This is a genomic window from Winogradskyella jejuensis (assembly GCF_900129745.1).
Taxonomy (GTDB): domain Bacteria; phylum Bacteroidota; class Bacteroidia; order Flavobacteriales; family Flavobacteriaceae; genus Winogradskyella; species Winogradskyella jejuensis.
Map to the genome: position 1 here is coordinate 146,376 of NZ_FQWS01000001.1, position 13,421 is coordinate 159,796.

Sequence of the window (13,421 nt, forward strand, 5' to 3'; positions counted from 1 at the left end):
ATAGAAGTAATGGCTAAAACACCACAAGTTTTCTTAGAATCCCATAACATTAAAAATCTTCATTTTGGTTTTGGTCAATTCAATTATCACCTTATTAAAGGATTATATAATGCAGAAGTTGAAGATTTTAAAATGACACTTCATGCTAAGGATACTCCAGTTTTAAAGAAGGAATTCGGTACGTATTTCAATTATAAAACCTATCAATCATTTAGGCGTTACCCGTTTTTTAGAATACGAAAAAAATATGATGTTTGGCATTCTATGAATCAGAATATAAAAATAGAGCCTTATCATGATATTCCTTACGTGTTAACCATCCATGATGTAAATTTTATTGATGAAGTTTCTTCAGACATGAATCATGAGCGTAATATCAGATTCAAAGAAAAACTTCATCGAGCCTCTGCTATAACCTATATTTCAGAATTTGCTAAGCAATCTACTCATCAGTATTTTGATGTTCCAAACGTTCCTGAATATGTAATTTATAACGGAAACCCAATCAGAGACATTTTAATACCTGAAGATTACAAACCAGAACAAGTTTCAAAACGTCGGTATTTGTTTTCAATAGGCGAATTTACTGAGCGCAAAAATTTTCACACTTTAGTAGAAATGCTAGCGCATTTGAAGGATTACGATTTAATTCTTTCCGGAAATAACAATACCTCTTATACTCAAGACGTATTGCTCCCTACGATTGAAAAACTAAACTTACAAGACCGAGTTATCATAACCGGTAAGATTAGTGATATAGACAAGCAATATTATTTAAAAAGCTGTGATGCTTTTGTTTTCCCTTCATTAAGAGAGGGCTTTGGTATTCCACCAATTGAAGCCATGCGTTTTGGAAAACCTGTATTTTTATCTAACAATACATCGCTTCCTGAAATTGGAGGCGAACATGCTTTTTATTGGGATAATTATGATGCCGAATACATGGCAAATATAGTATCAGAAGGCATTAAGATTTTCAACAACAATACAACAGAACTATCTAAACTGTTGACCGAAAGAGCGCTTTCCTTTAACTGGGATGATGCTGCAAAATCTTACATTGAAGTTTATAAATCCTTACTTTGATTTTTTTAAGGGCAATTAAAAATTAACTTTGCGCAACTAACAATCAATAAAAAATGAATACAGCTTTATTTATATCACTTGCTGTCGTCTTAGCTATGACACCATTTATTCTAAAATTCGTAAAGCACAGGTCTTTATATCCATTTATGCCTTATGAGTATAACTTTAGAAGACGTCGCGTCACTTTTGCGAAAGTTTTAAAGCTTCTAAAAGAGCGTAACGTAAAGATTATTGTAGAAACAGGAACCTCTAGAAAAGGATTAGAAGGTGCTAAAAGTGATGGTGCGGCTACTATTGTATTTGGTAAGTGGGCAAAAGAAAATGGTGCAGTAATGCACTCGGTAGATATAAGTGAAGATTCTGTAAATGGTTCTAAAAATGAAGTTCAAAAACAAGGCTTACAAGATGTTGTTACAGTACATTTAGATGACTCCTTAAACTATCTCAAAAATTTTGAAGGTCAGATTGACTTCCTTTATCTTGATAGTTATGATTACTCCAAAACTGATTTAGATATTCAGCGAAAAAGCCAGGAACACCATTTGCAAGAATTCAAAATTATAGAAGACCGATTACATACAAACACCATTGTTCTTATTGACGATTGCGGCTTACCTGGTGGCGGAAAAGGAAAAACGGTTATTGCTTATATGCGAAAGAAAGGCTGGGAAATTATCATTAACAAATACCAAGTGCTCTTACTACACAAAGACAGTTTATAAAATGAAAAAAGCATTTAAGTACTTCAAAAAAAATCTAAAGTCTAAAAAGCGTAAAAAGCTTTTAGGACCTCACGCTAAAGGTATAATCTATGACTCTGCAAACGGAATAATTGCAGTACCAATTGAAGACATTGGTGTTGGAAGATCTTTAGGCTTTGAAGGTAGCTGGGATTTGGAAGAAATAAATATGCTTTCTGAATATTTAACCAAAGATGATGTTGTCTATGTAGTTGGCACACATGTAGGAACACTTTTAATTCCTATCTCAAAACAAGTAAAAGAAGTTGTAGGCTACGAGGCTAATGAAGATACATTTTGGTACATAGAAATGAACCTTGCACTTAACCGCATAAAAAATGCTCAACTGTTTAATAACGCGGTTGGTAACGAAAAAAAGATAGTGACTTTCTATCAAAATACGGTGAACTCTGGAGGTAGCAAAATAGCGCCAAAGACAGATAACATTATGTATAATCATGATAATCCAAATAAGGTTGATGTACAAATGATTGCGCTAGATGAGCATATTCCTGAAAATAACCTAGCTAAGCCAACAGCAATGCTAATGGATATTGAAGGTGCAGAATATTATGCACTTCAGGGGATGAAAAACACCATTAAAGATTTACGATTCTTGTATGTTGAGTATGTTCCGCATCACCTAAAAAATATTTCTAACGTATCTAATCAAGAGTTTTTAGAATTGATTACACCTCACTTTACTAAAGCAACTTTCGCGCGCTCTAAAAAAGTCATCAACTACAATGATAATCCAAAAGAACTTTCAGATTATCTAGATGAACTCATGAAAAACAATAAAGCGGACGACATCGTTTTTTCAAAATAATACACCTTAAGTTTAGCTAGTAAAATTATTAAACAATCTAGCTATGTTGTAAATTTGCATTTTGAAAATTAGCGCTTATCCGCCTTCTTACAAATGACTTACAAAAACGCATTACAACATCCCATTTTTAAAATCATTTCGCAATCTGCTGATGCCTTAGGTGTTAAAGCTTATGTGATTGGAGGTTTTGTAAGGGATTTTTTTCTAGAACGTGGCGATGCAAAAGATATTGATGTTGTTGCTATTGGTAGTGGTATAGAACTTGCGCAACATGTGGCTAATAACTTACCAAACGCAACTAAGGTTCAAATCTTTAAAACTTACGGTACTGCTATGCTTAAGCATAACGATATTGAAATTGAATTTGTAGGTGCGCGCAAGGAAAGCTATACCGAAGATAGTAGAAATCCCATTGTAGAAAACGGTACATTAGAAGATGACCAAAATCGTAGAGATTTTACGATTAATGCCTTGGCGCTTGGTTTAAATGACTCTAATTTTGGAGAACTTTTAGACCCGTTTAATGGTGTCGAAGATTTAGAAAAAGGAATCATCAAAACACCTCTAAATCCAGATATCACCTACTCTGACGACCCACTGCGAATGATGCGCGCTATAAGGTTTGCTACACAGCTGAATTTTAAGATTGAGGAAGCGTCTTTAAAAGCCATATCAAAAAATAAAGACCGCATAAAAATTATTACTAAAGAGCGTATTGTCACAGAACTTAATAAGATTCTGGAAAGTGATAAACCTTCGGTTGGCTTTATTCACCTTGAAAAAACAGGCTTGCTCGATTATATTTTACCAGAGCTTACCGCTCTAAAAGGTATTGACGAAAAAGAAGGGCAACGCCATAAAGACAACTTTTATCACACATTAGAAGTCGTAGATAATATCTGTGAAACTACTGACAATCTCTGGTTACGCTGGGCTGCTCTACTTCATGATATTGGTAAAGCACCAACAAAACGCTTTAGTAAAAAGGTGGGTTGGACGTTTCATGGACATGAATTTGTAGGCTCAAAAATGGTCTACAAGCTTTTTAAAAGATTAAAAATGCCATTGAATGACAAGATGAAGTTTGTTCAAAAAATGGTATTAATGAGCTCTCGTCCTATTGTTTTAGCATCTGATGTAACAGATTCAGCAGTACGTCGATTGGTTTTTGATGCTGGAGACTATGTTGACGATTTAATGACGCTCTGCGAAGCTGACATTACCACAAAAAACCCAAAGAAATTCAAGAAATACCACAACAATTTTAAGATTGTAAGAGATAAAATAGTTGAAGTTGAAGAGCGCGACCATGTACGTAATTTTCAACCACCAGTGAGTGGTGAAGAAATAATGAAAGCTTTTAATTTAAAGCCTTCTAAAGAAATTGGCATTATTAAAGAAGCTATAAAAGAAGCCATTTTAGAAGGCGACATACCTAATGAGCACGAAGCTGCTTTCAACTTAATGTTAGAAAAAGGAAAAGCTTTAGGACTAAAAACTGAATAGAATGATTAACCTCATCCGTACCACATCAGAGAATCCAGATTTTATTGAACTGGTAAAACAGCTTGATGCCTATCTAAAAATTACAGATGGTGATGAGCATGAGTTTTACAATCAGTTTAATTCTATTGAAGCACTGAATAATGTGGTGGTTGCTTACGACAATATTACACCTGTAGGCTGTGGTGCATTTAAACCTTTTGATAATAATTCTGTTGAAATAAAACGAATGTATGTAATACCAGAAACTAGAACGGCTGGTATAGGAAAACAAATTCTTAAAGATTTAGAAGATTGGGCCGCAATTATCGGTTATACGTCTTGTATTTTAGAAACAGGCAAGCGCCAAACTGAGGCTGTAGAATTTTACAGAAAATGTAATTATACCGAAACTGAAAAGTATGGACAATACAAAGACATGGAAAACAGTCTCTGCTTTAAAAAAGATTTAGGTTAAAATGAAAAAAAGATTCAGAAAAACGGTAAAAGTAGCTTTGGTACTTATTTATTTGGTAATTATTGCCGGAGCAGTTGTGCGTATGACGGGTTCTGGAATGGGTTGCCCAGATTGGCCAAAATGCTTTGGGTACTATATCCCGCCAACAGATATTTCGGAATTACAATTTAAACCTAATCACGAGTACAAAAAAGGCATTGTTATTATTGTTAATGAAGAGTTACAAGTCGCAAAAAAAGCATTTACCTCTGGAAACGAAAGAAATTTAGAAAATTGGGAGCCTTATACAGCACATGATTATGCGATATTTAATCCGCTTCATACATGGGTAGAATACATTAATCGACTTCTTGGTGCGCTTTCAGGACTACCAATTCTAATCTTTACGATTATGTCTATTTGGTTATGGAAAGATAAAAAGCGGTTTCTGCTACTCTCTATTTTTACTGTGTTTGCTATGGCATTTCAGGCTTGGCTCGGTAAAACCGTTGTAGATTCAAATCTTGCACCATATAAGATTACGATTCATATGGTGATGGCTTTAGTCATTGTGGCCGTTATTTTGTACTTAATTTACGCCTCAAAAACCAGTTTTAAAGACCAGAAATACGATTCTAAATTTAGAAACGCACTTATTGTAGCCACTATACTAACGTTGGTTCAGATTGTTTTGGGTACACAGGTGCGTCAATTTGTTGATGTGCAAAATAAGCTGGCAGGATACTTCAATTGGGATATTACAGAACTAGCACCTTTAGAATTTTACATTCACCGCTCACTATCTATTTTAGTTTTAGTCTTAAACGTTTGGTTATTCTTGCGAAATCGAAAGTTGAGATTAGGCTACAATAAATTCAAACTTGTTATAGTTTGTATTGGGCTAGAGATTGTTACAGGTATTGCGATGTATTATTTTAATTTCCCATTCTCTTCGCAACCCTTACACCTAGTTATAGCCGCTATACTGATTGGTATTCAGTTTTATATCATTTTAGAAAGTCATAATAGTAAGCATTTAAAAAGCACTATTTCTTCTACATAAATTGTATCTTTGCGCCACTAAAAATTTTAGTATGATTTACAGGTTTAGAGTTATCCTAGATAACGATACAGAAGAAGATATTTTCAGGGATTTAGAGATCCGTGAGTCGGATACCATGGAAGATTTACATAACATCATTACACAATTTTTTGGTTTTGATGGTATGGAAATGGCATCATTTTATGTAAGTGATGAAGAATGGAATCAAGGTGAAGAAATTGCGATGTTCGATGTTAGTGAAGGCGCGAATAAAGTAAAGGTTATGAGCACAACAAAAATCAACGATTTAGTGCATGAAGCCTCTACCCGGTTGATTTATGTATACGATTTCCTAAATATGTGGACATTTTTTGTAGAACTTGCCGAAATTGTTGAAGAAGCAGAAAGTACAGATTATCCAAATTTAATGTTTGTGCAAGGTCAAGTACCTGACGAAGCTCCAATAAAGAATTTTGAATCTGAAGATTTAGAAGATTATAATGAATTTGAAGATGGACTTGATGTAGATGACTACAGTGATTTAGATTTTGACGAAAACTGGAATTAAACCAGTAACTACAATAGAAACTATTAAAAAAGCAGCTCTGAAAAGAGCTGCTTTTTTGTACCTAGCTGTAACAAAAGAATAAGTTGCTCGTCTTACTCACATAAACCAATCAAAAACTAATCACTTTGGAGAATATCCTTACCATTAATAACCTCACTAAAAAGTTTGGTTATCTCACCGCAGTTAAAGATTTAAGTTTTACCATTCAAAAAGGTAATGTTTACGGCATTTTAGGACCAAACGGAAGTGGCAAATCCACAACCCTTGGTATAGTGCTTAATGTAGTTAACAAAACCAATGGCGATTTTCATTGGTTTGATGGCAACATCAACACCCATGAGGCTCTAAAAAAAGTAGGTGCTATTATTGAGCGACCAAACTTTTACCCATATATGACGGCAGAACAAAACTTAAAATTGGTCTGCAAAATCAAAGGTGTAAGTACAGATAAAATTAACGAGAAACTCGAAGTTGTTGGGCTTTTGGATAGAAAGAACAGTAAGTTTAGAACTTACTCTTTGGGTATGAAACAACGCTTAGCTATTGCCTCTGCATTACTTAACGACCCAGAGATTTTAATTCTAGACGAGCCAACAAATGGTTTGGACCCACAAGGAATTCATCAGATACGTCAGATTATAAAAGATATTGCTGCCAATGGCACAACCATTTTGTTAGCCTCTCACCTATTAGACGAGGTAGAGAAAGTATGTTCTCATGTGGTTGTACTCAGAAAAGGCGAAAAATTATACTCTGGTCGTGTGGACGAAATGATTAATAGCCACGGCTTTTTTGAGTTAAAAACCGAGAAGCAATCCGAATTAATTTCTATTCTAGAAGACCATAAGCTTTTTGATAAAATTAAAACCGAAGACGATTTGGTAACAGCATTTTTAAACGAGCCGATGTCGGCTTCAGAGTTTAACCAACTCATGTTCGATAAGGGTATAGTGCTTTCACATCTCGTAAAACGTAAAGAAAGTTTAGAAGAACAATTCCTTCAACTTACAGATAATCTTAATTAAACACATATTTGTAATACTGAACTTGTTTCAGTATCTCATCATAAATATAACTACACAACCAATCAAAAAATGATACGACTCATACAACTCGAATTACAAAAACTTTGGCTCAACAGAACAAGCAAAATATTAATATTTGTTAGCTTCATCTTGCCATTTACGGTTTTAGTTTTATCCTCGATAAAGATTAACTTTTTTGGATTTTTCACCCTAGAATTGGGCGAATTAGGAATATTCAACTTTCCTATTATATGGCATATCACTACATTTTGTGCATCATACTTTAAATTTTTCTTTGCCATAGTCGTAGTAAGCATGATAGGTAATGAATACAGCAACAAAACACTAAAGCAAAACCTCATAGATGGACTAAGTAAAAAAGAGTTTATACTCTCTAAATTTTACACCATTGTATTCTTTTCTCTTGCTGCTACACTTCTTATTGGTTTGGCAACTTTCTGTATTGGCATGTATTACTCAAGTTATACCGAAGCAACTATTGTATTTAGAGAAGTAGAATTTTTATTAGCCTATTTTGTAAAGCTTGTTGGGTTCTTTAGTTTGTGCTTATTCTTTGGAATGTTATTAAAACGTTCTGCTTTTGCCTTAGCATTCTTATTTATACTTTATATCGTTGAGTGGCTTGTGTTTTGGGGTGCTTACGAAATTTTTGATAGTGCGGACAAAGCTTTTCAAGTTAAAAACTTCATGCCTTTAGAGTCTATGTACAAACTCATTGATCAACCTTTCCAACGTGTAGTTATGACCAAATTCCCTGATAAAGCAGAATTAGGTTATGATTATGCCGTACACTTTAGCGAAGTAGCTATTGTCATAGGTTGGACAGCACTTTTTATCTTTTTGTCTTACAGATTATTAAAAAAGAGGGATTTGTAATATATTTGATAGCTAGCGTTATCAAATATGAAAAAAATTCTTTTTTTAATTGCTTTTACAATTGTAAGTGTTTCAATATCAGCTCAAAACGAAGCGTCAAACTGGTATTTTGGTGATAATGCCGGAATTAGTTTTAACCCAGATGGAAGTATAACTCCAGTTACAGGACAATTAAGTACTGACGAAGGTTGTACAAGTATTTCTGATGGGAGTGGCAACTTACTTTTTTACACTGATGGAATTCTGGTTTATGATAGAAATGGAGACTTAATGCTTAATGGCACTGGGCTTCATGGCAGCCCATCGAGTACACAATCTGCGATAATAATACCTAAACCATTAGATAACGACATATACTACATCTTTACTGTGGACACTAATTCCTTTGATAATACCGACCTTGGTTTTAAGTATTCTGAAGTTGATATGACAAGAAATGGAGGTTTAGGAGAAGTTACTCAAAAAAACATAACATTACTTCAAGATAGCTCAGAAAAGATTAGTGCCGTGTTAAAAGATTGTCAAACAGAAGCCATTTGGGTAGTAACTCTAGCCAATCAATTTGGTACATTGACAAATCCATTTGCTTTTGATACATTTCATGCTTTTGAGGTTACCGATACTGGTGTAAATACAACGGCAGTGACATCTCCAGCTGGTGTTACAGTCTCTAACCAAAGAGGCTATCTTAAATTTTCACCAGATGGAGAAAAGTTAGCCTGCGCAAACACACAAGGTGGCTTATTTATATATGACTTTGATTTAACAACTGGTATGGTTGATAGCTCCCCAACTTCTCCACAACAACTAACAATAAATGCTAGTAATGGTGCTGTGATTCCTTACGGACTTGAGTTTTCTCCTAACAACCAATATTTATATGTTTCATCTTCTAATGATTTTTTTAACCAGGCTAATCCCGCACAAAATGAAGTGCCAGCAAATCATTTTTCGTCTTTAGTTCAATTTGATTTAGCAGCTGCCGACATTCAATCGAGTCAAATTCTAATTAATCAAAGAAATGGCTATCGCTCTGCTTTACAGTCTGGTCCTGATGGTAAAATATATAGAAGTACTAGTGCCACTTATAATCAAGGACTACCTTTTCTATCTGTAATAAATAATCCTAATGAGTTAGGTGCTGCTTGTGATTATGTTGATAATCAAATCCCGCTTTCAAACAATTCAAGGCAAGGACTTCCTCCTTTTATAGCTTCGTTCTTTTCTGAGACTATCGATATAATTAATGATCCAGAAATAACAACAACATTTTTACCACTTTGCGAAGGTGAGTCTTATACACTGACTGCAGATAATATTGCTGATGCGACTTACACTTGGAGTTTTGATGGTGTTGCACAACCTACTCCACCAATTCCTTATGAATTTGAAGTATTTCAAAATGGATTGTACGAAGTCCTTATAGAACTAAACACTGGAGATTGCGAAAGATTTGAAGGGCAAGCATTAGTAGAATATTCTCCATTTCCAGAAGCTTATACGCCTCCAAAAATTGATGAATGTGATGATGCATTAAACGATGGTGTTTTTCGTTTCGATTTATCTCAACAAAACGCTGTTATTCTCGGAGGTCAAGACCCTAGTGAATATACAGTCCACTATTACGCTAGCGAACAAGATGCAATTGACGACGAAAACGAACTTCCAACATTTTACGAAAACACAACCAACCCTGAAGAGATTTTCGTTCGTGTAGAAAATGTAAATAATGAAAATTGTTTTAGAACTATTGATGAAAATACAGGTTTAACAGTTAGTTTCTTTATAGAAGTCTTTGATGACCCAACAGTTATTAGACCTGAAGACATTGACGAATGCGATTTAGATGGTGACACTACTGATGGCGTTATTACAATTGATTTAGCAGCTTTAATTCCTAGTGTTTTAGGTCCAGACCAAAACCCTATGCAATTTACAGTGACATACCATGACACGGATGCAGCAGCGCAAACTGGTGCTAATCCTTTACCAAATAGCTATCAGAACGTACCGTTTAACGATGAAGTTTTTATAAGAATAGAAAATAATAACAATACAGACTGTTTTGACGTAGATAGCTTTTTAATAACAGTAAATCTTACTCCAGAAGTTAATGATATTGGTCTTTTTCAATGTGACGAAGATGGTACACCAGATGGAAGAACCTTATTTAATATCCTTGAAAAAGAAGAAGATATTACTGGTGGAAACCCAGATTTTAGCGTCGAATATTTCTTAAATCAAACCGATGCTGATGCTGGAGGACCAACCATTGATGCTAGTAATTTTAACAATACTAGTAATCCTCAAATAGTTATTGCTAAAGTTACTGATACAACATCTGGTTGCTTTAGCTACAGTGAAATAACACTAGAAGCTAGCGCAACCTCTGCCAATGATGCTTACCTCGGAGTTTGCGATACTGACGACATAGAAGATGGTTTTGTGGAATTTGATTTGTCTGAAGCTGATGCTCAAGTCTTAAATGGTTTACCTGCAGGATTAGATTTGGTGTATTATGGAACTTTAGATGATGCGCTTCTGGAGATTAATCCACTACCAAATAACTTTACAAATACTGAAGAAAGTGGACAAACGATTTTTGTACGTGTAGAAAATGACAATAACTGTTATGGCATCAATGAAGTTGAACTAGAGGTATTAACGCTTCCTAATGTTGAAATAATGGATGAAGTCTTATACTGCTTAAATAATTTTCCAGAGCCAATTGTAATTAATGGTGGTGTTATAAACGATATACCTAACAATTATTATTACGATTGGTCAACAGACGAGACTACAATAGAAATTGAAGTTAATGAGCCAGGTACGTATACCGTAACTGTATCTAATGTTGCGGGTTGCTCCAAAGAACGTACTGTTATTGTTAGAGGTTCTGACGTTGCGACTATTAATAATATAGAAGTCACCGATGCTTCGGAGAATAATACAGTTACCGTTTTAGTTAATAATCCAGACGAGTTTGAGTTTTCTTTAGATAATCCTAATGGCCTATACCAAGACAGCAATGTTTTTGAAAATGTAAGACCAGGTATTTACACTGTTTATGTAAGAGATAAAGATGGCTGTGGTATTACAGAAGATATGGTTTCTGTAGTTGGTTTTCCAAAATTCTTTACACCAAATGGTGATAATCAGAACGACTTCTGGCAAGTAAAAGGGATTTCATCTCAATTTCAACCAGATACAATTATTTACATTTTTGACAGACACGGCAAGCTGCTTAGTGAAATTAATCCTCTAGGTTCTGGATGGGATGGCAACTACAATGGTAACCCTATGCCTAGTAGCGATTATTGGTTCTCTGTAACTTTACAAGATGGTAGACGCTTTTCGAGTCACTTTGCCTTAAAACGCTAAATAAAACGTACTTTTAGTTAGTAAAAAGTTTGTCTTTTGAAACTAAAACTCTTTGGCTTATTCTTCTTTATTTTTAGCTGTTACAATGGCTATGCTCAGGATATTGCACTATACCAACAGTTTAATGGTCGCTATGACTATACTGCAATAGGTAATACATTAAACACTTCTGAAAATGGAAGTTTGGCTGTGTGCGACATACTCACAAGTTCTTCTGCCAATTTAGACTTAGACACAAATCAAACTATAATTGCCGCCTACTTGTACTGGGCTGGCTCAGGTGATGGAGATTTTGAGGTTTCTCTCAATAACAATATAGTAACAGCAGAACGGACATTTAGTGATAGCTTAGATGATACGCGTGTATTTTTTGCTGCTTTTGCAGATGTTACAACTATTGTTTTGGAAGAAGGAAATACATTATACACACTTTCAGAATTTGATATTACAGACGTCATTGCACCTTACTGTCCTACAGGCACAAATTTTGGTGGCTGGGCACTAACAGTTATTTATGAAGACGATGCATTACCATTAAATCAACTTAATGTTTATGACGGTTTACAGAGTGTTCCAGAGTCGCTTACAATCACTTTAGACAATCTTAATGTTTTAGATAACGATAATGCTAAAATTGGCTTTATTGCATGGGAAGGCGACCGCGCTTTAGCAGTGAATGAACAATTGACTATAAATGGAAACCTTATTGGTAATCCGCCTCTAAACCCGAGCAATAATGCTTTTAATGGTACAAATAGCTTTACTGGCGCTACAGATTTATTCAATATGGATATTGATGTATATAACATACAAGACAATATTGCCGTCGGAGATACGTCTGCTACCATAAGTCTTACATCGGGTCAAGATTTTGTAATGATAAACAATATTATTACTGTACTCAATAGTCAATTACCCGATGCTACTATAGTTATTGATAGTATTAATTTGGAATGTGATAGTAGAACGATAGAGGTAGAATATACTGTAAACAACACCAACAGCACTGGTGTATTAGAAAACAATACACCGATAGCATTTTATGCCAACACAACTCTAATAGGGCAATCGCAAACCAATAGCGATATTCCTATAGGCGGTTCGGAAGTTTCTACGATAACACTGGAGATTCCTGAGACGATTCCAGATGAATTTATATTAACTGTAATTGTTGATGACGATGGTAGCGGAAATGGAATTATAACTGAAACTAATGAAAATAATAACTCAGATTTTGAAGATGTAGCACTTCTTATCATTCCTGAAATATTGATTCTTCCTAATCTAATTGAATGTAACTTAGGATTTGAAAAAGCCTTTTTCAATTTACTCGAAGCTACCGAGAATAATATTCAATTTGAAAACAGTAGCTTTCAGTTCTACACAAGTTTAGAAGATTTAAAAGAAGGTATAAATAGTATTCCTTTTCCAGAAGATTTTGAAAATGAATCGAATCCACAAACTATTTATATCCGCTTAGAAAAAGATATATGCTACGAAATTTTTCAGTTTAATATAGAAACTGAAAATTGTCCTCCTGAAATCCCTGAAGGGTTTTCACCTAACGATGACAATAAAAATGATTGGTTTAACATTCAAGGCTTGTACAATATTTTTGAGCAACACGAATTAAAAATCTACAACCGTCTTGGCACACTTATCTTTAAAGGTGATAATCAAAAAAGATGGGATGGCTACAGTAATAATGGACTTAACAACGGACAACTTGTTCCTGTAGGCACTTACTATTATGTTCTTCATCTTAACGACCCAAACTACAAATCTGTAAATGGCTGGGTCTATGTTAATTATTAATTTTGTTGCATTTTAACGATTTTTTTTGCATTTAATCTATAAATGCTTACATTTGAGCATGTAATAAGCTTTGAACCTGTTATATACAAAAGCGCATTA

General features: G+C 34.5%; 11 protein-coding genes. All 11 read left to right on the forward strand.

The window, feature by feature from the left end:
- The first annotated feature begins 9 nt into the window (after positions 1–9).
- The 11 genes from BUB95_RS00765 to BUB95_RS00815 all read left to right on the forward strand — a co-directional run bounded on the left by BUB95_RS00765 (position 10) and on the right by BUB95_RS00815 (position 13,322).
- Entirely contained in the window at positions 10–1,086 is a 1,077-nt protein-coding gene (locus BUB95_RS00765) for a glycosyltransferase family 4 protein (protein WP_073081707.1), read from the forward strand.
- 53 nt (positions 1,087–1,139) lie between these two features.
- Entirely contained in the window at positions 1,140–1,808 is a 669-nt protein-coding gene (locus tag BUB95_RS00770) for a class I SAM-dependent methyltransferase (protein ID WP_073081710.1), read from the forward strand.
- 1 nt (position 1,809) lies between these two features.
- Positions 1,810–2,655 carry an FkbM family methyltransferase gene (locus BUB95_RS00775; protein WP_073081713.1) on the forward strand — a complete coding sequence of 282 codons (846 nt, stop codon included), beginning with the start codon at positions 1,810–1,812 and terminating at the stop codon, positions 2,653–2,655.
- 93 nt (positions 2,656–2,748) lie between these two features.
- Positions 2,749–4,161 carry a CCA tRNA nucleotidyltransferase gene (locus BUB95_RS00780; protein WP_073081716.1) on the forward strand — a complete coding sequence of 471 codons (1,413 nt, stop codon included), beginning with the start codon at positions 2,749–2,751 and terminating at the stop codon, positions 4,159–4,161.
- Position 4,162: 1 nt separating this feature from the next.
- Positions 4,163–4,615, forward strand: a complete 453-nt coding sequence (locus tag BUB95_RS00785) for a GNAT family N-acetyltransferase (protein ID WP_073081720.1) — start codon at positions 4,163–4,165, stop codon at positions 4,613–4,615.
- A 1-nt stretch (position 4,616) separates the two neighbouring features.
- Positions 4,617–5,657 carry a COX15/CtaA family protein gene (locus BUB95_RS00790; protein ID WP_073081723.1) on the forward strand — a complete coding sequence of 347 codons (1,041 nt, stop codon included), beginning with the start codon at positions 4,617–4,619 and terminating at the stop codon, positions 5,655–5,657.
- 31 nt (positions 5,658–5,688) lie between these two features.
- The gene (locus tag BUB95_RS00795) at positions 5,689–6,204 is read left to right on the forward strand and encodes an IS1096 element passenger TnpR family protein (protein ID WP_073081726.1); all 516 of its coding nucleotides are present in this window, start codon (positions 5,689–5,691) and stop codon (positions 6,202–6,204) included.
- Between the two features lie 125 nt (positions 6,205–6,329).
- Positions 6,330–7,229 (forward strand): ABC transporter ATP-binding protein, encoded by a 900-nt coding sequence (locus tag BUB95_RS00800; RefSeq protein ID WP_073081729.1) that lies wholly within the window; start codon positions 6,330–6,332, stop codon positions 7,227–7,229.
- A 69-nt stretch (positions 7,230–7,298) separates the two neighbouring features.
- Positions 7,299–8,126, forward strand: a complete 828-nt coding sequence (locus BUB95_RS00805) for an ABC transporter permease (protein WP_073081732.1) — start codon at positions 7,299–7,301, stop codon at positions 8,124–8,126.
- 27 nt (positions 8,127–8,153) lie between these two features.
- Positions 8,154–11,507, forward strand: a complete 3,354-nt coding sequence (locus BUB95_RS00810) for a T9SS type B sorting domain-containing protein (protein ID WP_073081735.1) — start codon at positions 8,154–8,156, stop codon at positions 11,505–11,507.
- 36 nt (positions 11,508–11,543) lie between these two features.
- The gene (locus tag BUB95_RS00815) at positions 11,544–13,322 is read left to right on the forward strand and encodes a T9SS type B sorting domain-containing protein (protein WP_073081738.1); all 1,779 of its coding nucleotides are present in this window, start codon (positions 11,544–11,546) and stop codon (positions 13,320–13,322) included.
- Positions 13,323–13,421 lie beyond the last annotated feature (99 nt).

Excerpts from the sequence above, each read along its gene's own strand:
- BUB95_RS00785 (WP_073081720.1), top strand. The coding sequence starts at position 4,163 with ATGATTAACCTCATCCGTACCACATCAGAGAATCCAGATTTTATTGAA.
- BUB95_RS00775 (WP_073081713.1), top strand. The coding sequence starts at position 1,810 with ATGAAAAAAGCATTTAAGTACTTCAAAAAAAATCTAAAGTCTAAAAAG.
- BUB95_RS00810 (WP_073081735.1), top strand. The coding sequence starts at position 8,154 with ATGAAAAAAATTCTTTTTTTAATTGCTTTTACAATTGTAAGTGTTTCA.
- BUB95_RS00790 (WP_073081723.1), top strand. The coding sequence starts at position 4,617 with ATGAAAAAAAGATTCAGAAAAACGGTAAAAGTAGCTTTGGTACTTATT.
- BUB95_RS00780 (WP_073081716.1), top strand. The coding sequence starts at position 2,749 with ATGACTTACAAAAACGCATTACAACATCCCATTTTTAAAATCATTTCG.
- BUB95_RS00805 (WP_073081732.1), top strand. The coding sequence starts at position 7,299 with ATGATACGACTCATACAACTCGAATTACAAAAACTTTGGCTCAACAGA.
- BUB95_RS00795 (WP_073081726.1), top strand. The coding sequence starts at position 5,689 with ATGATTTACAGGTTTAGAGTTATCCTAGATAACGATACAGAAGAAGAT.
- BUB95_RS00765 (WP_073081707.1), top strand. The coding sequence starts at position 10 with ATGGCTAAAACACCACAAGTTTTCTTAGAATCCCATAACATTAAAAAT.
- BUB95_RS00770 (WP_073081710.1), top strand. The coding sequence starts at position 1,140 with ATGAATACAGCTTTATTTATATCACTTGCTGTCGTCTTAGCTATGACA.